The organism is Methanoregula sp., from assembly GCF_003170075.1.
Classification (GTDB): Archaea; Halobacteriota; Methanomicrobia; order Methanomicrobiales; family Methanospirillaceae; genus Methanoregula.
In genome coordinates this window covers 1-23103 of record NZ_PMZU01000052.1, presented here as the reverse complement: position 1 = coordinate 23103, position 23103 = coordinate 1, and the positions used below count along the sequence as shown (strand labels likewise).

Annotated in this window: 18 protein-coding genes; 9 read left to right on the top strand and 9 right to left on the bottom strand. The window is 56.3% G+C overall.

All coding sequences use genetic code 11. The annotated features are described in order from the left end of the window. Nucleotides 1-20: 20 nt before the first annotated feature. A complete protein-coding gene (gene hisF / locus QZN75_RS06705) occupies nt 21-827 on the top strand; it encodes an imidazole glycerol phosphate synthase subunit HisF (RefSeq protein WP_292426434.1) in 807 nt (268 codons plus the stop codon). Here hisF and pheT read toward each other — a convergent pair. The 6 genes from pheT to QZN75_RS06675 all read right to left on the bottom strand — a co-directional run bounded on the left by pheT (nt 796) and on the right by QZN75_RS06675 (nt 8330). Further along, on the bottom strand, nt 796-2424 hold the full coding sequence (pheT, locus tag QZN75_RS06700; RefSeq protein WP_292426432.1) for a phenylalanine--tRNA ligase subunit beta: 1629 nt from the start codon (nt 2422-2424) through the stop codon (nt 796-798). The genes hisF and pheT overlap by 32 nt on opposite strands. Nucleotide 2425: 1 nt before the next feature. Continuing rightward, nucleotides 2426-3883, bottom strand: coding sequence for a phenylalanine--tRNA ligase subunit alpha (locus QZN75_RS06695; protein ID WP_292426430.1), 1458 nt, complete (start codon nt 3881-3883; stop codon nt 2426-2428). A gap of 7 nt (nt 3884-3890) precedes the next feature. Next, on the bottom strand, nt 3891-5147 hold the full coding sequence (locus QZN75_RS06690; RefSeq protein ID WP_292426427.1) for a tryptophan--tRNA ligase: 1257 nt from the start codon (nt 5145-5147) through the stop codon (nt 3891-3893). Between the two features lie 18 nt (nt 5148-5165). Further along, nucleotides 5166-6149: a tRNA-intron lyase gene (endA, locus tag QZN75_RS06685; protein ID WP_292426424.1), complete on the bottom strand. Its 984-nt coding sequence runs from the start codon at nt 6147-6149 to the stop codon at nt 5166-5168. A 330-nt stretch (nt 6150-6479) separates the two neighbouring features. Beyond that, on the bottom strand, nt 6480-7325 hold the full coding sequence (locus QZN75_RS06680) for a deoxyribonuclease IV (protein ID WP_292426421.1): 846 nt from the start codon (nt 7323-7325) through the stop codon (nt 6480-6482). 114 nt (nt 7326-7439) lie between these two features. Further along, nucleotides 7440-8330 (bottom strand): hypothetical protein, encoded by an 891-nt coding sequence (locus QZN75_RS06675; protein ID WP_292426418.1) that lies wholly within the window; start codon nt 8328-8330, stop codon nt 7440-7442. Nucleotides 8331-8459: 129 nt separating this feature from the next. Here QZN75_RS06675 and QZN75_RS06670 point away from each other — a divergent pair, with 129 nt between their 5' ends. From QZN75_RS06670 to QZN75_RS06650, 5 genes are all read left to right on the top strand, one after another. Beyond that, complete coding sequence (locus QZN75_RS06670; protein WP_292426415.1) at nt 8460-9203, top strand: MBL fold metallo-hydrolase; 744 nt, start codon at nt 8460-8462, stop codon at nt 9201-9203. Between the two features lie 788 nt (nt 9204-9991). Beyond that, nucleotides 9992-10372 carry a hypothetical protein gene (locus QZN75_RS06665; protein ID WP_292426412.1) on the top strand — a complete coding sequence of 127 codons (381 nt, stop codon included), beginning with the start codon at nt 9992-9994 and terminating at the stop codon, nt 10370-10372. Nucleotides 10373-10658: 286 nt separating this feature from the next. After that, nucleotides 10659-13091: a potassium-transporting ATPase subunit KdpA gene (kdpA, locus tag QZN75_RS06660; RefSeq protein WP_292426409.1), complete on the top strand. Its 2433-nt coding sequence runs from the start codon at nt 10659-10661 to the stop codon at nt 13089-13091. After that, nucleotides 13084-15186, top strand: coding sequence for a potassium-transporting ATPase subunit KdpB (gene kdpB, locus QZN75_RS06655; RefSeq protein WP_292426405.1), 2103 nt, complete (start codon nt 13084-13086; stop codon nt 15184-15186). The genes kdpA and kdpB overlap by 8 nt, the downstream gene beginning before the upstream one ends. Before the next feature lie 9 nt (nt 15187-15195). Continuing rightward, nucleotides 15196-17196: a sensor histidine kinase KdpD gene (locus QZN75_RS06650; RefSeq protein WP_292426403.1), complete on the top strand. Its 2001-nt coding sequence runs from the start codon at nt 15196-15198 to the stop codon at nt 17194-17196. 107 nt (nt 17197-17303) lie between these two features. On the opposite strand, the gene QZN75_RS06645 is transcribed toward QZN75_RS06650, so the two are convergent. Further along, nucleotides 17304-17876, bottom strand: coding sequence for a flavodoxin family protein (locus tag QZN75_RS06645; protein ID WP_292426398.1), 573 nt, complete (start codon nt 17874-17876; stop codon nt 17304-17306). A 194-nt stretch (nt 17877-18070) separates the two neighbouring features. Between QZN75_RS06645 and QZN75_RS06640 the strand changes: the two genes are divergently transcribed. Together QZN75_RS06640 and QZN75_RS06635 are read left to right on the top strand one after the other, a co-directional pair. Beyond that, a complete protein-coding gene (locus tag QZN75_RS06640; protein WP_292426396.1) occupies nt 18071-19669 on the top strand; it encodes a DEAD/DEAH box helicase in 1599 nt (532 codons plus the stop codon). A gap of 291 nt (nt 19670-19960) precedes the next feature. Continuing rightward, the gene (locus QZN75_RS06635) at nt 19961-20464 is read left to right on the top strand and encodes a hypothetical protein (protein WP_292426393.1); all 504 of its coding nucleotides are present in this window, start codon (nt 19961-19963) and stop codon (nt 20462-20464) included. 271 nt (nt 20465-20735) lie between these two features. On the opposite strand, the gene QZN75_RS09985 is transcribed toward QZN75_RS06635, so the two are convergent. Both QZN75_RS09985 and QZN75_RS06625 read right to left on the bottom strand, forming a co-directional pair. Further along, nucleotides 20736-20867 (bottom strand): hypothetical protein, encoded by a 132-nt coding sequence (locus tag QZN75_RS09985; protein ID WP_366652806.1) that lies wholly within the window; start codon nt 20865-20867, stop codon nt 20736-20738. A gap of 828 nt (nt 20868-21695) precedes the next feature. Further along, nucleotides 21696-22151, bottom strand: a complete 456-nt coding sequence (locus QZN75_RS06625; protein ID WP_292426389.1) for a Holliday junction resolvase-like protein — start codon at nt 22149-22151, stop codon at nt 21696-21698. Nucleotides 22152-22534: 383 nt separating this feature from the next. On the opposite strand from QZN75_RS06625, the gene QZN75_RS06620 reads away from it, so the two are divergent. Next, a complete protein-coding gene (locus QZN75_RS06620; RefSeq protein WP_292426387.1) occupies nt 22535-22996 on the top strand; it encodes a hypothetical protein in 462 nt (153 codons plus the stop codon). Nucleotides 22997-23103: the final 107 nt, after the last annotated feature.

Here is a 23103-nt window from a genome sequence, read left to right as displayed (position 1 = left end):
CAGGAGAAAACAAGAATGAAATGGTGCTCACGAGACGGATCATCCCCTGTCTGGACTTAAAGGACGGCAGGGTCGTAAAAGGGACAAATTTCCTGGGCCTCCGGGACGCCGGCGACCCGGTGGAACTGGCCGAGCGCTACAACGAACAGGGTGCCGACGAAGTGGTGTTCCTTGACATCACCGCCTCAAAAGAGAAACGCGGCATCATCGTCGACCTGATCCAGCGTGCGGCCGACCGGCTCTTCCTGCCGCTCACGGTCGGGGGAGGCCTGCGGTCGCTTGACGATATCCAGCAGATCCTCAGGGCCGGCGCCGACAAGGTGAGCCTGAACACGGCTGCCGTGCACGACCCGTCACTGATCACGAAAGGGGCAGAGTCATTCGGGACGCAATGCATTGTGGTTGCCATGGATGTCCGCCGGAATTTCACCGAAAATGCGGCGGCGGTCCCGGTCAGACTCGCGGATGGCCGGACCTGCTGGTACGAGGTGGTGATCTACGGCGGGAGCAAGCCGACCGGGATCGACGCAGTGCGCTGGGCAAAGGAAGCCGAGGAACGCGGCGCCGGGGAGATCCTCCTCACCAGCATGGAAACCGACGGGACAAAAAACGGTTTTGACATTGCAATCACCCGGGCGATCTCGGAATCAGCAAACATCCCGGTGATCGCAAGCGGTGGTGTCGGGACGCTCGAACATTTCTACGACGGGTTTACCCATGGAAAAGCGGACGCCTGCCTGGCGGCAAGCGTCTTTCATTACGGCGAGTTCACCGTTCACGACGTAAAAGAGTATCTTAATGGGAGGGGTATCCCGGTGCGGCTCTGATATCGAGCTCGAATGCTACGACCGGGTGTTCCAGTCCAAATGCGGCAAGCACGGCGGGATGAACCTCGCCAAATATACCGACCTTTTTTCCCGAGACGATAATATCGGCCCTCCTGCCATCGATAAACGCATCATCGTTTGATTCACGAACGGTATAGGTGATGCCAAGCTCGCGGAGCACTGCATCCGCATGGGCGTATGCCTCAGAGAAGTCTGCTGCCGGATGGGTGCTTGCAGTGGCAAGATGCTGCATGGTCAGGAGATCGGCCACAACATCGCCGGTCGCAAAGATCCGCTGCGGGAGTTCGCGGTGCCGGTTGACCTGGAGCATCTCTAACAGGAGTGGCAGGATCTCCGTTCTCACCACTGTATACTCCTCGCTGATCGGGTGCATGAGGTGCAGCACGTGCGGCGAGCGGGGGCGTTGCAGGTAATCGTAGAGCACCCGCTCGTTTGTCAGCGTAAAGGGCATCATCTCCAGGTACCCGAGCCCCGAGAGGATCGTGCGGACCTGGCCGGAGACCATGGTTGCCATGTGTTCCTTCCCGATGGAGAACGTCGGAGGGATCTGGACGTCGAAATTATCGTACCCGTAGGCGATTGCGACATCCTCAAAGAGGTCCCAGTCGTGCATGATATCGGCCCGGTAGCAGGGCACCTGCACCCGTACCCGGTCCGTCCCGACCGGCTTTGCACCAAACCGCATCTTTTCGAGCAGTTCTGCCATCTGCCGGGCGGTCAGTTCGACACCGACAAGGTCGCAGCACTCGCGGACACTCACCGTGCGTTCCGTGGGAGTGAGGCTGGGAGTCGCGACGCCGTTTATCTCAACGCTCTCGATGGTCGCGCCGGCTTCAGCCATCGCGGTACAGATGATGTTTGCCGCGACATTGACCGCACGCTGATCGGTACCGGTTACATCAAGGAGGATGTTCCTGGTTTTTGTCGTCACCCGGGTCCGTTCGCCGTTGATGATTGGGGGGAACGAGCAGACGTGATCCTCATCATCGGTGATCAGGGGGTAGAGCGAGAAGTCTTTCACAATTTTCGCGTAGTCCCTGCCCTTCGGATGCTCGGCAAGGATGCCATCAAGGGTGAGTTCCTTGGTGAAATCGAGCGGGACAAACATCCTGCTCCTTGGGGAAGCTGTATAATGGAACGGTGGTATTACGGTATCGAGGTCATGGATGCCGATTGCCACCTTGCTCCGGCCCCTTCCCACGGCCCAGTGCAGCGCTTCCTGGAGCGCCATGATAGAGAGGATCGATTCGTCATCGAAGGAAACGTTCCTGATGATCGCAGAGCCAAGGCAGGGCCGGATGTCAGCCAGCTTCGGGTCGATGGTGAATTTTATGCCTGATGGTTTTACCGAATATTTCGGGAGGCCGGTCTCAATACCGAGAAATCCCCGCATCGCCCGCGCCGCGCCTTCGACTGAAAAGAGATCGGGGCGGTTGGGGAAGAACTCGACGTCCACGTGGTCCTCCTCGATGCGTTCGATTTCGGAGCCAATCATCGGGATACGTTTGAGGATCGTCTCCTTGTCGGTTCCGGTGAGCCATTCGAGGTACTTGTAGGAAAGGCTGACAATCGCCATGTTACGCCCTCCGCCCGACTTTTGCCGGGGCATGGACAGGGCTGTTTCTTATCCATTCGAGATCGCTCTGGTATAACTGGCGGAGATCCTTTAGGCCGAGCCTGAACATCGCGACCCGGCTCACGCCAAGACCCCACGCGAGCACAGGATACGTAACACCCCAGGGTGCGGTGACTTCCTGACGGAAAACACCGGCCCCGCCCATCTCAACCCAGCCAAGGCCGTTGACATAGATCTCGGGCTCGACAGAAGGTTCCGTGTATGGAAAAAATCCGGGACGGAACCGCACATCCTCAAAGCCCATCCGCTGGTAGAATTCTTTTAAGAACCCGAGCAGGTGGCGGAACGTCACGCCCTCATCCATCACGATTCCTTCGAGCTGCTCGAACTCTGGCGTGTGAGTGGGATCGATTGCTTCACGGCGGTACACTCTGCCGATGCAGAACGCCTTGACCGGTGGCTCCGGGTGGTTGACAAGATACTGGATAGAGAGACTGGTCGTGTGGGTCCGGAGCACGCACTGTTTTGCCTTATCGGGATTCCACTTCCCGCCCCAGCCGGTTGAGGATGTTTCCCCGCCGTGTTCGTGCATGTCGCGGAGACGTTCCCATCCCTCCGGCAGCGGCGCCTCCTCTTTGAGATAGAATGTGTCCTGCATCTCCCGGGCCGGGTGGTCCTGAGGCTGGAAGAGAGCGTCGAAGTTCCAGAACGCGCTCTGGACAATCCCTCCGTGCATCTCGGCAAATCCCATTTCGAGGAGGATCTGTCGCATCTCATCAATAAGTCGTTGGTATGGGTGGGATTTTCCCGGATAAACGGTCTTTGGCAATTTATGGATGTCGTATCTGCGCAGGTTCGCGTTTTTCCACGCGCCGGAGAGGATCTGATCGCGGGTGAGGGTGCCGATCTCTTCTTTGAGGTCAAGGCCTTGCGCTGCAAGAGAGGCACCGGCAGGAGTGAGCGTAACCGTGTGGCGGACGGATTCGGTTTCTGTGAGAAGTTTGCGCTTGATGAGTTCCTTTGCCCGGGCACCGGCGGCTCTAGGGTTTGCAAGCGCCACTTCATCGTCCGCGGTGGAAGCGCCGGCAGACGGTGTGACAACACCATCCTTAACAGCGATCAAGCCTTTTTTTCTGAGCTGGCCGAATCCGATCTTAAACGCCGGGTGCTTCTGGAGATCCGCAAGGGGAGTACCCGCTCCGCCGATTGCCCGAAGCAGCTGGGTTTCGGGGAGGCCCGCTGTCCGGTACGCGGTTCCTTCATCAGTATATACAAACGCTTTATCGACAATGCGATCGAGATGCACGAGTCCCTTGTCCATCGCAAGGTACGCCCACTGCACGACCGCCTCGGGTGTCGCTTCCATTGCCGCCGCAAGTTGCGGGACGTCAACAACCTTCCCGGCCTTTCCTTTCAGCGCGGCAAGCAGCCTCTTCTCGTTTAACGTCAATTCCGCCATTTTGCACTCACACCTCGATCGTTTCAGCTGCCACGTCCATCTTCTCCTTGAAGTCCTTTAAGAACGCCATGACCCGTTCCGCCGTCTCCTTCTTGCACTGCCCGCAGGTGATCTCCCCGGCTTTGCACTTACGGTGGATCTCAGCAAGTTGCGCATCATCGGTTACCATGTGGAACATGTTGAGAAGGTAAATCGTGCATTTCTCCGGTTCGCCGCCAAGCCGTTTCTGCTCTTCAAGCGTCATCCTGCCACCGGTAAGGGCGCTCATCACTTTCTTTCTCACCGCTGCCTCAGGCTCGTAGAACGAGATCAGGCTTTCCGGGATGCTTGACGACATCTTGCCGCCGGTCAGTCCCGGGAGGAAAACGTGATAGGTAGACGAGGGCGTGTAGAACGCATAGCCGCCGCAGGAACGCTCGATCTCCCGCACCCGTGCACTCACATCGAAACATCCGGCGCCTTTGATATCCACGTGACCCTCGTATTTCTTCGCGTGCGGGAACGCCTTTTTCACCGCATCGAGCGCTGCATCTGGTGCGTTCTTCGAGCGCACGCTGATATACCCGTCGCGTTCCTCGACTGTGAACATCCGGAACTTGTGGGCGATCCCCCGGGTGAGCCGGATATGGGGGTCCTGGTCGATCCCCACCGGGACAAGCGTTGGCGCCGGTTCCCGGTCGACCTGCGGGTACAGGATATCTGCCACCTGCGTGATCACGCTGTCTGCGTGGGCGAGCGCTGTTTCTGGTGTAAATCCGTAGATCGCCGTAAGTTCGGAGAAGTTGACCTTCGTCGCTGCTTCAAACGCGAGATCCTTGAGCCGCTCGTTTTTACTCTGGAAGTACGTCTCCCCTTCAAAACCAAGAGCAAACAGGCAGGAGAGATACTCCTTCCCGTACTCCCTGCATTTTTCCCATGACAGGCCCCTGACCGCATAGGCTTCCCGGTCTGCGATCGTCACGTACCCGTTTGCGCCCTGCTGCACATGCCAGACTATTTCACGCATGAGCATCAGGTGCCCGAGGTGCGGGTGGCCGCTCGGCATAAACCCGGTTAAAAGATGAAACGGTGTGTGGTTCCGGATCGCACGGGCGATCGGGAGGTAATCACGTTGTCCGACCACGATGCCCCGGCGCATGAAGTACGGGATCTCGGGAAGTTCCTTAAGCACCGGTGCAATCGGGTCGATGCCGAACTCGGCAAACGTTTTCTCGACATCGAGAGAGGGTGTACTTGACCAGGGATTGATCTGCGGTTCTGTCATGATGTAAACGCTCTACCGTTATAACTTGATCCGCGCGAATTCGACGAACTGTATACCGGTAGTATGTACACAGCCAAACAACATCTTCTTTTTGACACTGTGCGCCATTCTGACCGAGCGGGAGATGACACTCATGGGCATGACTGCCTCTTTTTCAATTGCGTGTACCAGAAGATCGGAGTGCACGTTCTTGCCGCAGTACACCCGGAAGTGGTGGCCGAACTTATAGCCGGTCCGGGGAATGAAATCGTGCCGGCGCAGTTCGGTATAGACTTTGTCCTTACTACTAAGTTCCGGGTCGGAGTCCGAGGCAAACGCAAAATACTCTTTGGGGGTGATTTGGGTGCCATCCTTTTTTACATGGAGGATGCCGGCATCCATGAGGTAGAGGAGTTCAAAGGGCGAGATCATGAGCCGTTCGTCGTCGAGACGTTTCCCAAACCCTGCCTTTTCGAGATCGGACTGCGGCGGCACCCGGACCATGGCGGATTTCCCTACAAGGATCGTTTCTTTTGGGGCGATCGCAGGCTGTGGTACACCGGCATCCACCAGTTTCTGGAGCTTGATCTCGTAGTAGGTGAGTTCATCCTCATCATCAACGACGGCAAGGACATATTGCTTGCGCATATTCCTTGAAGTGACCACTTCTTCGATCAGTTTTGTAAAGCGGATCGGATCACGCTCCGAAAGGACCCGGACAAGGTAGAGTGACTCCCCCGTGCCCGGTTTTTCGCCGCGCCGGAAGACCCGGTAATCGTGGGGCCCGTTCTGGACAACATACCCTCGCTCGCGCAGGTCGCGGTAGACAAGGAAACTGCGCAGGAAATTGCGCTGATCGGCACATTCGGCAAGCAACGTATCGAACGTATAGCCCGGGATCTCGATCTTCTGGCGGTGGAGCAGGTACAGGGCTTCCTGCGGCGCAAGCCGTATCCCCTCCCCTTCAGGACGTCCGTATCCACTCTGGTCGTAGAGCGTCCTCCCGTCCCTCCCGGTCAGCACCGAAGTGCCGTCAAATATCGCTTTCGTGCAGAAACTATTGGGAGTACACTATAATAAGGGCGTGGGAGGATCACAGGCCGCGCGAACCGACTCACGGAGAAGAGATTGCCCGGGTAAAATTCCGGGCTGGGACTCGGTGATTCAAAGAGATTGCGATTGCCCGGAACAATAAATATATGGCCCAAAAAATCCAACATTACCTGCCATATTGTATTCTATACGTATGACATTCATGCACGTCCCCCGGACCGTTACCCTCCCGGGAAGAAGAAAGTGTTACAATAGAGATACACTGGTCTCCCGTTTAGGGATCATATTTTGATAATTTTTTTATGCCGCAAGTTCGCGGACTTTTCTGATATTGCCCCAGTCGTCCCGCCGTTCGTCCACGGGTGTTTCGCAGATAAGCGGAAGGCGTGCAAAGACCGGGTTATGGAAGATGCGCCGGAACCCGTCCTCTCCGATGAACCCCATGCCGATATGTTCGTGCCGGTCAAGGCCGCTTCCAAGATCCCCCTTGGTATCGTTAACATGGATCACCTTTAACCGATCAATGCCAACTGTCTCATCCAGCTGTGCAAGGGTAGCGGCGAGGCCATCTTCGGTCCGCAGCTCATAACCTGCGGCAAACGCGTGGCAGGTATCAAAGCAGATGCCGATCTGGTTGGGTTTTTCGATCCCTTCGATGATTGCGTGGATATGCTCGAAACTACTGCCCACGCTGTTTTTCTCCCCTGCGGTATTTTCAAGGAGCAGCATCACGTCATTATCGGACGCTGCGAGTGCCATGTTCACTGCTTTTATCACCCGGGCTCTGCCACCCGCGATCCCATCGCCGAGATGGTGGCCGAGGTGGGTAACAAGGTAGGGGATGCCAAGCCGCCCGCACCGGTCGAGCTCTGCCCCGATAGTCTGGACAGACTTGTCCCAGACCTCGGGTTTGGGCGAGGCAAGGTTGGGGAGGTAGGGCATGTGATCGACCGGGAGAAGACCGGTCGTTTTTATTTTCTGCCGGAAAAGGGTGCAGTCGTCATCGGCCAACGGCTTGTACCCCCAGCCCCGGGGGTTACGGGTAAACATCTGGAAGACATCACAGCCGGCGTCCTTTGCCCGGTCGACCGCAAGATCGAGCAAACCAGCGATCGAGACATGGACACCGACTTTTACCTGTGCCATGAGTGGCCACACTCCGGGAGGGGAATCATTCTTGTATCAGATCACCATTGCGGCGTTCGGGTACATGGAGGTTGTGATCGATCCCGTAAACAAGAGATTTTTTTAAGAGGTATGTTAGTCCCTGCGGCGCTGAACTGCAATGACGGCAATACTAAGGCCGAGAACGCAAAGCCCGGCAAAAGGCAGGGAGGATTTTGGCGTAGTTGTGACTGCTGCCGATCCGGATAAGGACGATGGCGTCGATGCCGGGGAGGCGGCCGATTCGTCAGTTATATGGGTGGCAGTCACGCTGGTGCCAATCGGGGGAACCACATGGACGATATAATCGGAGACCGGCTGGATCCCACCGATAAGACCGGCGTAACCGGGGCACGACTCCGATAAGGCCTCACCTTTCATAAAAGTGACATTAACGCTTGAGGCATCATTCCTGCCATTGAAAAAGAGCGACTCCCCCGAGACAAGAGTCTTTTGTGCGACGGTCATTGTGCCGCTGGTGATCGTCACATTCGAACCTGTGGCCGTGCAGGTCGTCCCGGTGCATGCTGAACAGTCCGGGGTCGTGGTGGCAGTAATGGCATAGTCTCCGATGAGCGCGGTCGGGAGGCTCCCGATATCGCCGACTTCATCGATCGCATAATCTGCACTGGCACCGGAACCGTACAGTTTTGCAAGCGCGATCCAGGTTCCGCCGGTCCCGCCAAGGCTCACCGCGACGACCTGATCAGCTTTGGCAAACACCGGGAGCGCCGCTGCGTCCGGGACGGTGCCGGTGAGCGTTGAGGTGTTCAGCGGCGTCCATGAACAGACCGGGGCAGATATGCCTGATCCGTAATCGCAGCCGTACTGCTCAGGATCTGAAATGGTCAGGGTGTTATTCGCAAGTGAGACATCTGCCACTGTTCCTTTGACAGTAACCTGGAGGACAACCGCACTGCCCGGGATCACACAGGTTGCAACGAAGAGCAGGGCTGCACACAGAGTTAAACACAGGACGTTTTTCATGGTTCACGCATCCGATCTAGATATCGTCATGGCTTCATCAACCCGGCATCATAAAAATCCTGCACATTCGAGTATACCGGGACAGAGGGTTCCTGCACCTTGAAGAGGGAAGAGGGCCAATTTACGGGTATGCAGGTTACCTTCCTTGGAACAAACGGCTGGTACGATTCCACCACGGGAAACACGGTCTCGGCGCTGATCTCTGCACGGAACTACGATATTATTCTCGACGCGGGAAACGGCATCGCCAAGGCCGACCGGTACATCTCGCAGGACAAGCCGGTCTTTCTTTTTCTCAGCCATTTCCACCTCGACCACACCGAAGGGCTTCACACTTTGGTGAAGTTCCGGTTCAGGAAGGGCCTGACCATTTGCGGACAGGTCGGCACCACAGCGGATCTTGCAGGACTTGTCCGCGAGCCCTACACTGTGCCACTTGAACACGTCCCCTTCGCGGTGACCGTGACCGAACTTGCGGACGGCCCCCATGAACTCCCCTTTAAGGTCACATGCCTGCCGCTCGTCCACCCAGTTCCCTGCCGGGGCTTCCGGTTCGAGCTTGATGGGAAGGTGATCACCTACTGCACGGATACAGGAGTCTGCGACAATGCGATCACGCTCGCACGCGGCGCAGATCTTCTTATCACCGAGTGCGGGTTGAAACCCGGGCAGAAAAGCCCCGGCTGGCCGCACCTCAACCCGGAGGACGCGATCCACATCGCAAAAACGGCAAAGGCAAAGCGCCTCGCGCTGATGCATTTCGGGGCGGAGGTGTACAAGACCATTGAGGAACGCCGGGCCTTAAAAACACAGTTTGAGGCGGAGTGCCCGGGGCTCGTAGTATCGGAGGACGGGATGACAGTGGAGGTGTAAGGTATTTATTAAACATGCCTTTGCAGAAAACCCCATCTCAACTATCTGAGACACCATCGCATCACCGGAGATACCACAGCGGCGGAGGTGAAAGCCGGAGCCCCCAAAAGCGATAGACTCAAAAGTGATGGTGCCGCCGCCCCGAAGGAGCGCCCCCGCCACGGATCAGTAACAGATTTTCGAACCAATGAAAAATAGGAAGCAGGGACGGATCAGAATCCCTTGCCTCCCAAATCCCGTTCATTGCGTACGCGTTGCCTCATTCCTGACCAATACTAATACCTGTTCCACATTTGGGGGACCGGCCTCCCAAGCATCAGGGTGGCACCCCCCCCATTTTGTACAGAAGAGGGGGGGTAGGTTCGATCCAAAAGGCCTTTGGGGGGTACCCCCTCCTTGTGGTGTGGGAGGGGGTACTACCCCCCATCCTGAAAATTTCGAGTGGTGCGGTTACCGCATGAACTCCTCGGGAAACGATGGCCGGCCAAGTGAAGTCGAGAGGAGGTACCCCCACCCCTTTGACTGATGGAGGGGGGTGGCTCCTGAGTTTAAGGGTAGGAGATGTGGGGGTCTCCCCGTTTTGATGGGGGGATATCCCCCTGTCCCCCGGGTCGGCAGGGGCAGGACCACCCCGGACTCCTGCCAATCTCTGGCTGATGCGGGAGATCTTGGCGATGCAGAGAACCGACAAATCCCAGGTGAACCAGCCGGAATGCCACAATGACCGGAATAAATACCTGTTTTACTAGCGAAAATTTCATCAGATCGGCCGGGGATTATCAGCTATTATGCGTGCCGGTCTTCTGTTTCCCATAGGTATTCTGGTGTGCGTACTGGCATCAGTACTTGCCGCGGGATGTATCCAGATACCGGGCTTCCACTGGATAGGGTCATCACCGGACCCGGTGGTCGGCCAGTGGGTAGGGGGTGAGCCGCCCCAGACCGATTTCCACATGATCTTCTTTGAGAACCAGACCTACTATTATTCCACGTATTACCTTGAACGCGGGGAGCAGGTCGAACAGGGGAACTGGACAAAGACCGAACCGGGACAATATGTCGCAGATTCCAGGACAGGAAATACCACGCTCTGGATCTATGATTCCTCGGATGATTCGCTGCACATCAACGGTATGCCGCTCTTCCGGTACACCCGGTACAAAGGATAGCGATCTTCTCTGTGTCCGGCACTTTTTTAATTCTTTCAAAGACTGCCGGCACTCTACTAAAACACGTTTCTGTGCGCCCGCTTGATTTTTATAATAAATACATGGAACACGAATTCCATGATACAAAACCTGCCGATGTGAATAATAAACAAATGGTACGATCTGACGTCCCCAGTAGAATAATACTGCCGGAGAGAACATTTATACTATCACTCTCGAACGCTGGTACATGCGAAACTCCCGGGCCGGAAAAATCCTGATGGGACACGCGTGAGGCGGTCATCTCATGGCTACCGAATCGATCGGATCCCTGATCAAAAAACAGGCGAAACCTGCGGCACTGATCTTTTTCCTGCTTACGCTTTGCTTGGGTATTGTTTACCCTCTTGTTGTCACCGGTATCGCACAGGTCGTCTTCCCGGTCCAGGCAAACGGGGATCTTATTATCCATAACGGCACGGTGGCCGGATCATCGCAGATCGGACAACCGTTCTCATCGCCGCAGTATTTCTGGGGTCGTCTGTCCGCGACATCACCAGTGCCGTACAATGCCGGTGCATCTTCAGGATCCAATCTCGGGCCGAATAACCCCGCGCTCGTGCAGCAGGTCAAATTCCGGGTGGATGCCCTCCACGCGGCTGATCCCGGCAACACGCAGGAGATCCCGGTCGATCTCGTCACTGCCTCCGGCAGCGGCCTTGACCCGGACATCTCGGTGGCCGCCGCATACTACCAGGTACCCCGCGTCGCCCGGGAACGCAACCTGACGGAATCCGACGTTTCCGCACTCGTCGCAGCGCAGATCGAGCCCCGCCAGTTCGGGATTTTCGGGGAGCCCCGGGTAAACGTCCTCTCCTTAAACCTCGCGCTCGATGACATGAGTGCCCACAGGATCTCCGTGCCGCAATCCACCGGATCAAACGCCTATTCCCTTAACGGTCCCCCCGATCAGGTCTTTGGCATGAGGATGGCAGACTGGATCCAAGTTCTCCTCTTCATCGGCCTTGTTGCACTCCTTTGCGTACCGCTGGGTTCGTGGATGGCAAAGGTCTTTACCGGCAAGCCGAACTTCTTCTCCCCGGTTTTCGACCGGATCGAACAGAAGATCCTTGCCATAAGCGGCGTCGACTCCGGGGAGGAGATGGACTGGAAGCAGTTTGCGGTAGCAGTCATGGTCTTTACCATCCCCTGCATCGCGGTCGTCTTTTTCCTCGAACTCCTCCAGCAGCACCTGCCCCTTAACCCGGCCGGCCTTGGTGCCGTCCCCTGGGACCTCTCGCTTAACACGGCAGTAAGTTTTGCAACAAACACCAACTGGCAGGCCTATGTCCCCGAAGTCACCATGAGTTACTTCACCCAGATGGTGGGCCTGGCCGTCCAGAATTTCCTCTCGGCCGCGGTCGCTCTTGCGGTTCTTGTCGCGCTCATTTACGCGTTCACCCGAAAATCCGGGACAACGATCGGAAACTTCTGGTCGCTTCTTGTGAAAAGCACCCTGATCCTGATTCCCATCTGCCTGGTGCTCTCGCTTGTATTTGTATCTCAGGGAATGCCCCAGACATTCTCCGGGGCAGTCACGGTCCCGCTCCTTGACCCGGTAAAAGACAGTACCGGCGCTCTTGTCACAAATCAGACGATCCCGCTTGGGCCCGTCGCCTCGCAGGTCGCCATCAAGCACCTCGGCACAAACGGCGGCGGATTCTATAATGCCAACTCGGCGCATCCCTTAGAAAATCCGACACCGTTCTCGAACTTTGTCGAGACATTTGCGATCATCATCATCCCGGCTGCACTCTGTCTCATGTTCGGGGGCATGATTGGGTCGCGCCGGAAGGGTGTGGCCCTCATCCTTGCGATGAGCCTGATCTTTTTGCCGCTCCTTGGCCTTGCCATCTGGTCAGAAGAGGCTGGCAACCCGGTCCTTGCACCGCTTGGAATCGACCAGACCCCCTCGCACCTGCAATCAGGTGGCAACATGGAAGGAAAGGAGGTCAGGTTCGGGATCGTCCCCTCCGCCCTCTTTGCGGTCGTAACAACGGTCACCTCATGCGGTGCGGTCAATGCGATGCATGATTCCTTCATGCCGCTTGCCGGGGGTGTGATGCTCTTTGACATGCAGCTTGGCGAGGTGGTCTTTGGCGGCGTCGGCTCGGGCCTCTACGGCATGCTCGTCTTTGCCATCATCGCCATGTTTATTGCCGGCCTCATGGTCGGGCGGACACCGGAACTCTACGGCAAGAAGATCGAGCAGTACGAGATGAAGATGGCGACGATCATCATCCTTATTCCTATCATCCTCATCCTTGCATTCACATCTCTTGCCGTGCTTACGACCGCAGGTCAGTCAGGCGTTTTCAACCCGGGACCGCATGGATTCTCCGAGATCCTGTACGCCTACACCTCCGCTGCCCAGAACAATGGCAGCGCCTTTGCCGGGCTATCAGCTGACAGCCTGTTCTATAATATCACGACAGCGATTGCAATGCTTATCGGACGCTATGCGGTTATCGTCCTGACCTTGGCGCTCGCAGGGTCGCTCGTTGCAAAAAAGATCGTTCCTTCCGGTGAAGGAACACTCTCTGATCACCGGCCGCTGTTTATCCTATGGCTGGTTTTTGTCATCATCGTTATCGGGGCGCTCAGTTTCCTCCCGGCGCTCTCGCTTGGTCCCATCGCGGAATACATGGGCATGGCTGCAGGGGGGTTGATCCATGTCTGATGTGGAAAACTCCCGCAAGGGTATCCCGGCCATTCCGGGGCTCTACAAGCGTGCGGTAGTGGATGCACTCATCAAACTCGATCCGCGGACGCTTATCCATAACCCGGTCATGTTTACCGTCGAAGTCGGCAGCGCGATAACGACCCTGCTGTATCTCCAGGCGCTCGTCGGCGCCGGGGAGGCACCGGCCGGGTTTATCGGTGCCATCTCCGCGTGGCTCTGGTTCACCGTACTCTTTGCAAACTTTGCAGAGGCGCTGGCGGAAGGCCGGGGGAAGGCGCAGGCCGAATCCCTCCGGAAGATGCGGCAGGACACGATCGCAAAACGTCTTCGCGACCGGTACAAGATTACAAAGGGCAGCGAGCCACAGGACACTGACTTCGAGCAGGTGTCATCATCAGTGCTGCACAAGTCCGACCTGTTCTACGTAAAGGCCGGCGACACGATCCCCGTCGACGGCGAAATACTCGAAGGCATCGCATCGGTCAATGAGAGCGCCATCACCGGCGAGAGCGCCCCGGTCATTCGTGAATCCGGCGGGGACCGGAGTGCAGTCACCGGTGGAACAGTCATCCTTTCCGACTGGTTGATCGTCTGTGTGAGTGCAAACCCCGGGGAAGGGTTCCTCGACCGCATGATCTGTCTCATCGAGGGCGCCAAGCGCCAGAAGACACCCAACGAGATCGCACTCAATATCTTGCTGCTCGGCCTGACCTCCATCTTCATCGTGGTGGCAGCGACCCTCTCTGCGTTCTCCGCGTACAGCGTCCAGTCCGCCGGGGCCGGGACAACGGTCAGCATAACGGTGCTCGTTGCGCTCTTTGTCTGTCTCGCGCCAACGACCATCGGTGGGCTCCTCTCTGCGATCGGCATTGCTGGCATGGATCGGCTGATCCAGAGGAACGTGATCACGACATCGGGCCGTGCGATCGAGGCTGCCGGGGACGTGGACGTCCTTCTGCTCGACAAGACCGGCACGATCACACTCGGGAACCGGCAGGCGGTCGAATTTATCCCGGTGGACGGGACGACGATCGAGGAACTTGCGGGGATCGCACAACTGGCATCGCTCGCTGATGAAACCCCCGAAGGCCGCAGCATTGTCGTTCTCGCAAAAGAGAAGTACAGTCTCCGCGGCCGGACGGTCGGCGCATCAGGGCCTGAAGCAGGGATGCAGTTTGTCCCGTTTTCCAGCCAGACCCGGATGAGCGGTGTCGACCAAGGGGAACTCCATATTCGGAAAGGCGCAGCAGATGCCATTTTCCGGTACATTGAAAGCAGCGGGAACGCCGTATCGGATGAACTCAGGCAGGCCGTCGCTACCATCTCGCAGGCCGGAGGAACTCCGCTTGTTGTCGCACAGAACGGGAAGGCTCTCGGCGTCATCCACTTAAAAGATATCGTCAAAGGCGGAATCAAGGACCGGTTTGTCCAGCTCAGAAAAATGGGCATCAAGACCGTCATGATCACCGGGGATAACCGACTCACCGCTGCAACGATTGCCGCAGAAGCCGGTGTCGATGATTTCCTTGCCGAGGCAACGCCCGAGAGCAAACTCAAACTCATCCGGGAGTACCAGGCCGGTGGGCGGATGGTGGCGATGACCGGCGACGGGACCAACGATGCCCCGGCGCTTGCGCAGGCAGATGTTGCGGTCGCCATGAATACCGGTACCCAGCCGGCCCGTGAAGCGGCGAACATGATCGATCTCGATTCCAACCCGACAAAGCTCATCGAGATCGTGGAGATCGGAAAACAGCTCCTCATGACCCGGGGGGCGCTGACCACGTTCTCCATCGCAAACGATATCGCCAAGTATTTTGCCATTATCCCGGTCGCATTTGCCTCCACGTACCCGTCGCTTGCCGCGCTCAATATCCTCGGCCTCCACAACGGGATCCTTGCCGCGGTGATCTTCAACGCGCTTATTATTGTCGCGCTCATCCCGCTTGCCCTGCGGGGAGTAAAATACCGTGCGATGTCGGCAGAAGAGGCATTGAGAACCAACATCCTGATCTACGGAGCCGGCGGGCTTATTGCCCCCTTCATCGGAATAAAGATCATCGATATGTTACTTATCTTCCTTGGAGTGTGAACCTGACCTATGCCGGTCTCCCCCAATAGTTGTCCGGACGAACGCCCTGATCCTGATGCACTTCTTGCACGTGTACAAAAAGAAGAGCTGCAGAAGAAGAGAGGCAAACTCAAGATTTTTCTGGGATATATCGCGGGAGTCGGGAAGACCTACGAGATGCTCATGGCAGCGCATCTCAGAAAAGACGAGGGGATCGATGTCAGGATCGGGTACGTCGAGCACCACGGGAGGCGAGAGACCGAGGCACTCATGGAGGGACTCCTTGCCATTCCCATCCGGCAGATCGAGTACCATGGCGTAAAACTTCCAGAGATGGATCTCGATGCAATCCTTGCCGCGCATCCGCAGCTTGTGCTTGTCGACGAACTCGCACACACAAACGCCCCCGGTTCCCGGCACCCGAAACGGTACCAGGACGTAGAAGAACTGCTCGCGGCGGGAATCGACGTTTATACTACGCTCAACGTCCAGCACATCGAGAGCCTCAACGATGTAGTGGCCCGGATCACCGGCGTCATCATGAAAGAGAAGATCCCTGACCGGGTGATAGACGAGGCCTCCGAGATCGAGGTTGTCGATCTGGCGCCGCCCGAACTTCTCCAGCGCCTCCGCGAGGGAAAAGTGTACGTACCTGACATGGCAGCCCGGGCGGTCGAGCAGTTCTTTAATGAAGGCAATATCTATGCCCTCCGCGAACTCGCACTGCGCCGGGCCGCAGAGCGCGTCGACAACCAGATGCTTGCATATATGCAGACACGCTCGATTCCCGGCCCTTGGCCGGTCGGCGAATACCTGCTGGTCTGCATCGGTCCGGGCCCGCTTGCGGAGCGGCTGATACGGTCAGGCCGGCGGCAGGCCGACCGGATCAATGCACGCTGGTGTGCAATCTATGTCGAAACGCCTACATATCACCGGCTCTCGCAGAAAGCAAAAGAGCAGGTCGACCGCTCGCTCCAGCTTGCAGAAAAACTGGGCGCAACAACCGCAAGTTTGTTCGGGATTAACGTGGCAAACACAGTTCTTGATTACGCACGGCAGCACAACGTGACCCGGATCATTATAGGGAAAACCCTGCGCCCCCGGTGGCAGGAATTCGTCTTTGGCTCGGTAGTCGACCAGCTCATCCATAACAGCGGGCTTATCGATGTGTACGTGATCAGTAGCGGTAAGGATCTGCCGGAAAAACCGGTAAACCTGGAACCCTTGCTACCCGCCACACCGCCACGGGATTACGTGGACAGCCTAGTTCTTGTCGTTGCGGTCACTATCCTGAGCTGGCTGATCCACCCCTTTATTTCCCCGGTCAACGTAGCGATGCTCTACCTGCTTGCCGTTGTCGTCATCGCATTCAAGCGGGGACTCAGGCCCGCCATTTTTACCTCGGTTATCGGCGTCCTTGCGTTCAATTTCTTCTTTGTGCCGCCTTACTTTACCTTCCGCATCTCCAACACAGAGTATCTCATCACCTTTATCGGCATGATAATTGTTGGTGCAGTAATAAGCCTGCTTGTCGCCCAGGCACGCAGGAATGCAGATGCAGCGCAGATCCGCGAGAAGGAGACAGGTACGCTCTATGCACTCTCGCAGGACCTTGCCGGTGCTGTGGACGCTGCTACAATTATGAACGCTGTTTCGCAGCACATACATGAAATCTTCCAGTGGGAGAGTGCATTTTTCCTTCCGGAAAACGGCCGTCTGGCGGTGCATGCGAAGAGCCCGGGGCTTATCCTTGATGCAGATGATGTTGCCGTAGCCACCTGGGCTTTTGCGCACGGCACCATTGCCGGATACGATACCGATACACTGCACGGGTCGAAGCTCCGGTTCATCCCCCTCCAGAGTTCACTGGGAGTACTTGGAATCATGGGCGTGCAACCGGCAGAAGCAGACGGTGTCATTGCATACGAGCAGTCCCGTATCCTGACCGCATTTGCCAACCAGGCCGCACTTGCCCTCGAACGCGTAAACCCCGGGAATGAAACGGGTAGTGTTCCCCCGGTCCCTCCCTGAACACTTGGGTGTTATCCGGGATTTTACAGGAGCACACCCCTGCACATCTCCGATCATCAGCCTTCTCCGAAGTACCTGCCCCGGAACCAAAAAAGCACAGAAATAGATTATTTCTTAAGTTTCTTCATCACCCACGCCATGTTCTCGCCCAGCACTTTCATGGTGGCAAGGCCCTCCTCATCCTTCTCCACATCCCCGGGGGCAAGCCCTATCCCGACATTCCAGTAATTCGAGCCCGGCACAACCATCTGGCTGATGAAGAAGAAATGGTTAATCGTATCGAACGTGTGGATCGCCCCGCCCCGGCGTGCCGCCACAACCGCCGCCCCGACCTTGCGCCGGAACATGTGGTCGTTTGCCATGGCAACAAAACCCGACCGGTCGATCAGTGCTTTCATTTCAGCGGTCACATCCGAGAAATACGTCGGCGAAGCAAGGATAATACCGTCAGCCCCGTCCATCTTTTCGATACACACGTTTGCGAAATCGTCAATCACACAGCGGCGGTCCTTCTTCTCCATGCATTTCATGCACGCGGTGCACCCGTGCATCTTCTTTCCGGCAAGCTGCACAAACTCGGTCTTGATCCCTTTTTTTTCGAGTTCCTTAAACAAGATCTGCACGAGCATCGCGGTATTCCCGTCCTTGCGTGCGCTTCCGTTGAATGCAATGACTTTCATGGTCTTTTACTCCCGTAATAATTCCCTATGGCACCGCCACGTACATAATAGTGTCAGTAGGCCGGAAGATACCGTAAAGAAGGGCACATCATGTCTGGCAGGACAGCAGGGAAGGGGAGCGCAAGGGGTTTTTCGTTTTCTGTCGGTTGCCGGGGAATCATCTTATGAGCCTACGCGCCAAATAGTCGTGCGATATGAACGCAAGGTTGCAGTTTTCCGATCTCTCACTCTCAAAAGAGATCTCGAAAGCCATAGAAAATATGGGCTTTGAAGAGCCCACTCCCATCCAGGCACTCGCCATCCCCCTTATTCAGGCCGGCCGTGACGTGACCGCACAGGCACAGACCGGCACCGGCAAGACATCAGCGTTTGGCATCCCCATCATCGAAAGCATCGACGCATCGCAGCGGGTCGTGCAGGCCATCGTCCTGTGCCCGACCCGGGAACTCGCCATCCAGATCGCCGAGGAATTCTCCCACCTCCTCGCTTACCTCCCAAAAATTTCCGTCCTCCCGGTCTATGGCGGCCAGCCCATCGAACGCCAGCTCCGGGCCCTTGCCCACGGTGTCCATATCGTGATCGGCACTCCCGGGCGCGTGATGGACCATCTCAAGCGCCGCACCCTCTCACTTGACAATGTCTCAATAGCGGTCCTCGACGAAGGCGACCAGATGCTCGACATGGGTTTCCGGGACGACATTGAGCGCATCTTAAAACGCGTACCCCAGAAGAGGCAGACGCTCCTCTTCTCCGCGACGATGCCCCAGCCCATTCTTGAAATTTCAAAGCGGTTCCAGAACAAGCCCGAGTATGTCCGGGTCGAGTACCAGGAACTTACCGTTCCCGCCACAGAGCAATCCTATATCGAAGTACGGGACCGGGACAAGCTCGACTCCCTCTGCCGGGTGATCGATGTCGTCGACCCGCATCTTGCGATCATCTTCTGCAACACAAAGAGAGGTGCAGAAGATCTCGCCGGCCGTGTCCGGGCACGGGGCTACCGCGCCGAGGAACTCCACGGTGACATGAAACAGTCCCAGCGCGACCGGGTTATGGGCGGATTCCGGAAAGGCTCCATCGACATCCTGATCGCAACTGACGTAGCGGCACGCGGGATAGATGTCGAAGATGTGGACATTGTGATCAACTACGATGTCCCGCAGGACGTCGAGTACTACGTCCACCGGATCGGCCGGACAGGACGGGCAGGGAAAAGCGGCCGGGCGATCACCTTTGTCACGCCCCGGGACTTTACCAAGCTCCGCGAGATCCAGAAATACATAAAAGTCCAGATCCCAAGGAAACCTCTCCCGACCGCCAATGATGTTGTCGAGTCAAAGACAAAAACGATCCTCGAAGAGGTGCGCGAGATCGTCCAGAAGGGCGGCATCGAACCGTACGCCCGGATGGTCGAACAGGAGAGCGAGGGGGAACTTACGACACTTGAGATCGCCGCCGCGCTCCTGAAATTGCGCATGGAGCCGGATGCAGAAGCAAAGAAGGAACGCGCGCCCATGGCAGATTTCGGCGATACCGGGGCAGAGGCCGGCATGGTAAGGTTCTTCTTGGGCCTTGGCCGCGACCACAATGTCGCTCCAAAGGATATCGTGGGCGCAATCGCAAATGAGACCGGTATCCCCGGCAAATCCATCGGGGCGATCCGGATCCTCGATACCTACTCCTTTGTCGAAGTCCCGCGTGACTGCGCCGAAGAGGTCTACACGATCATGAAGGAACGCACGATCCGGGGTCAGCCCACCGGAATTGAGCCGGCTCAGGGCAGGCGGGAATAAACCTGCCTTTTTAGGAAATACAAATAAAAAACCCATTTATCAGCCCGAAAAGATCGCATATCATGAGCAGTCACCTCATCCTGCCGGCCCGCGAGCAGCGGCACGCTCTTTCTCATGCTGTTTTACCTTGAGAACACAAAAAGCCTGCCAAAGGGATATTGTCGGACTGCTTCTTGCCGTCTCTGCACTTTCCCTCATGGTCGTCGTGATTATTGCCAACACGATTCAGCAACCGGTACGGTCCCCGTATCACACACAATCCTAAATATCTCGCGGGTCGAAACCTCCTGTATGAATATGAAATTTGTCTTTGGCGGCATCGCTTTCCTGATGTTTCTGCTCCTTGTCGCCGGCTGCACGCAGCCCGCAGCCCAGCAGGCAACTCCGACCCAGACGGCTGCACCGACTACAGAAGTACCGGTAACCACGGAAACAGCCACGGCTGCACCGACTACCCTTGCATCCACCACACCCGGCCCGACTGATACACTGCCAAGTGCTCAGGCAGTCGATGTCCAAGTTGCGAGCAACGGGCAGTCGATCAATCCGCAGGTGATCCTTACCTTCCGGGGCGGCAAGGGTATGAATGTAATCCCTGAAATCGATATTACTCTCACACGATCCGATGGCACGGTGGAAAGCGACAAGATGGTACAGCCACTCTATGTCGGTAAAACCGTCAGCCTCGCAGGATCGACCGGCAACAAGGACCGGGCTGAGGTCTGGGTTTACACCACGCAGGGAGACAAGGTCAAGATCATCGACCAGTACGTTCCCTTCCGGTCCTACAACTAACCTTTTTTTGTGTACCTGATTATCCGGCAACACACCGTTTGAATTCCTTACCGGATCCTGTTTAACATATAGCCCCCGGGCTTTCCGGTCGAGGGTGAAAACAGGCAGATTTGAATCAGTGTCCGTTTTTTAGTGCCAGAGTCCCCAGTTTGATCTTGAATGGTTGTTTATCGCCGAGGTACAAATGATCACGACAACCATGACCGCCATGAAACAGGACCAAGATGATCCAAAAAAGAGCTGACCGGTCCTGAAGAAGGACCATTCCATGTTATTCCCCGAGTTTCTGGATGGCCAGGTCAAGCAGGTTCTCGTCCCCGATCAGGAAGAGCTGGTCACCCGACATGACCGTACTGTCATTGGCAGGAACAACGATCCCGCTTTCACCGCGCCGGAACGCAATGACTGCAACACCTGACGGCAGACCAAGCGCTGTAACCGTCGTTTGTTTTCCGGGGAGATTGTGACGCTCCGGATCGCTCCGCCATTCTCGTAGAGCATGGTAAGGAGCGCCCCTGCATCATCGGGAGCAAAGTTCGGGGCGATCATTTTCTTCGCTGCATCAATCGTCTTGCTGATATCGTCTTTTGTGGGAAGTTCCTTTGAGACCCGGTTGTATACGTCCTGTACTGCAACCTGCGCCTTTGCGGCGACCGGCTCGAAAGTCTGGGAGATCCGGCCCCGTATTCCCTCGATCCCAGCTGTCACCTGCCCGGCAGCTGCATGGGCGGTCTCCCGAACCTGATCGGAGAGCGGCAACGCCTTTTTCACGCTGACAGCGGTGCCTTCTTTAACGCCAAGCGCTTCGATATCTTCAGTAGAGAGCCGGATCGTGTCCTTGCCGACCGTCGAGTCGCTGAATGCCGCAACAGTGATCCAGCGGTCTTTTCCGGTCGATCCCACGTCAAGGTCTTCGCGTTCATCAACCCCGATTTTTTTAAGGGTGGCCGCATTCATGCGTGCGCGTCCCTGGCTGGGAAACGCACGTTTCTGGACGGTAAGTGTAAGATCTTCCATTATATCACAGGATCAACCCCTGCCGCTATAAGGTTTCCGGGGGGATAGACGGCGTATACCCAAAAATTCACGCATATTAAACGCGAAAATAGATGAGGCCCGCTCTATTTGGGTTGTCTCCCTGGCACTCCGCCATTCCCTTATAGAATACCCTACCCAGGGTGTGAGAATAAACGCTTACCCGTCTTCACGATCCCAACCGGTTTTTCAGAGCTCATGCGTCCGCAAGGTGAAGGGTTTGCCACGTGACTGCCCGTTCGTCTACGGCCTTTTTTATCACCCGCTGTGTCCGGGTGAGCGTGGCGCTGCCGTGTTTCACATCCATGAACACGATCCGAATGCTGGAACCCTTCTCATCGGCAACTGCCGAAAGGCCATCGAAGATGATATAATCGACCGGCGACCCGATGAACCGGGCGTCGGCAGAAAGATATCCGAATGAGGGGAGCAGGGGTGCCATTTGTTCGGCGATCTTTCCTTTCAGGGTCGAACGGGATCGGTTCACCGAATCTTTCCGGATCTCCCCGGCAGCCTCAACTTTCCACCGCTCAAGTTCCGCCCGGTACCGTGCCTCAATCGCGGTGATCTGCGCTTTCACAAAAAACCAGCCGAGCGCAAACCCGATCACGAGTGCGATGACAACATAAACGAGAATCTCTTCAAACGCCATAAAGGATAGTGCGGCGCCAGCCTTTTATTCGGACGGTGTGCAGGGTGAAAATGATCGGTGTAATATTATCATACGTGGCATCAAAAAATTAACAACCTGCAGACCAGCTTGGTGCATACCGGTTCCGTCTTTGACCTTTACAGTGAAAGCCGGTTTGTATTTCCTGTTAAGACAACGGGGCCGGGTGCAAAAAAGCCACCGCATTTTACCTTTCGCCTCCCTCCGGCATGTCCCACGGGACGAAAAACCCGGAAGGCGTACAATAAATGAACCATTTTTTTTTGCCACATGCCGGTCCCTGTCGCCGCTGTTTAGGTGAGCCATGTGGGTGCGTGAACCACAATTCTTTTTTTCAAGCATGGTAGACTTAGGAAGGGATAGTTATGCAGAAACCTCAAGGCCGCAAATACCAGGTAGTCGAGGAGGCGGAGATCGACCTCGTCCTCAAGTGCAGGGACAGTCACGAATTTTACGAGCAGTACCTCAAAGTCTTCCCGAATACGAAGAAAGGTCTCGACAGTATCAGTAAGATCTGGAAACGCCGGAGCGAGTTCGCAAAGAAACGGCCGCAGGCCGTGCCGCAGGCAGAAACCGGCACGATAACCTCTCGCGAAATCCAGGCACTGATCGCCGAACAGACAAAGATCATGGGCGAGATGGCAGCGCTCACAAAGGAGAACCTTGAAGTGAGCCGGCAGATCCTTTCGGCACTTGCACACCAGAACAGGATCCTGACCGGGCATGAAGAAAAACCAAAAGAACATGTGCATTCTGCTCCGCCCCAAAAACCGCCGATCCAGAAGAAAGCCCCTGAAAAGCAGACCCCTATCATGGTCGGATCATAACGGCGTGCCACATTTTTTTATTTTAATAATCTCCCGCGCATATCTTTTTTTTATGATTATATCCCGGGTAAAAATCCAAAATTTTACCATTGTTTTAAGGAATTGCG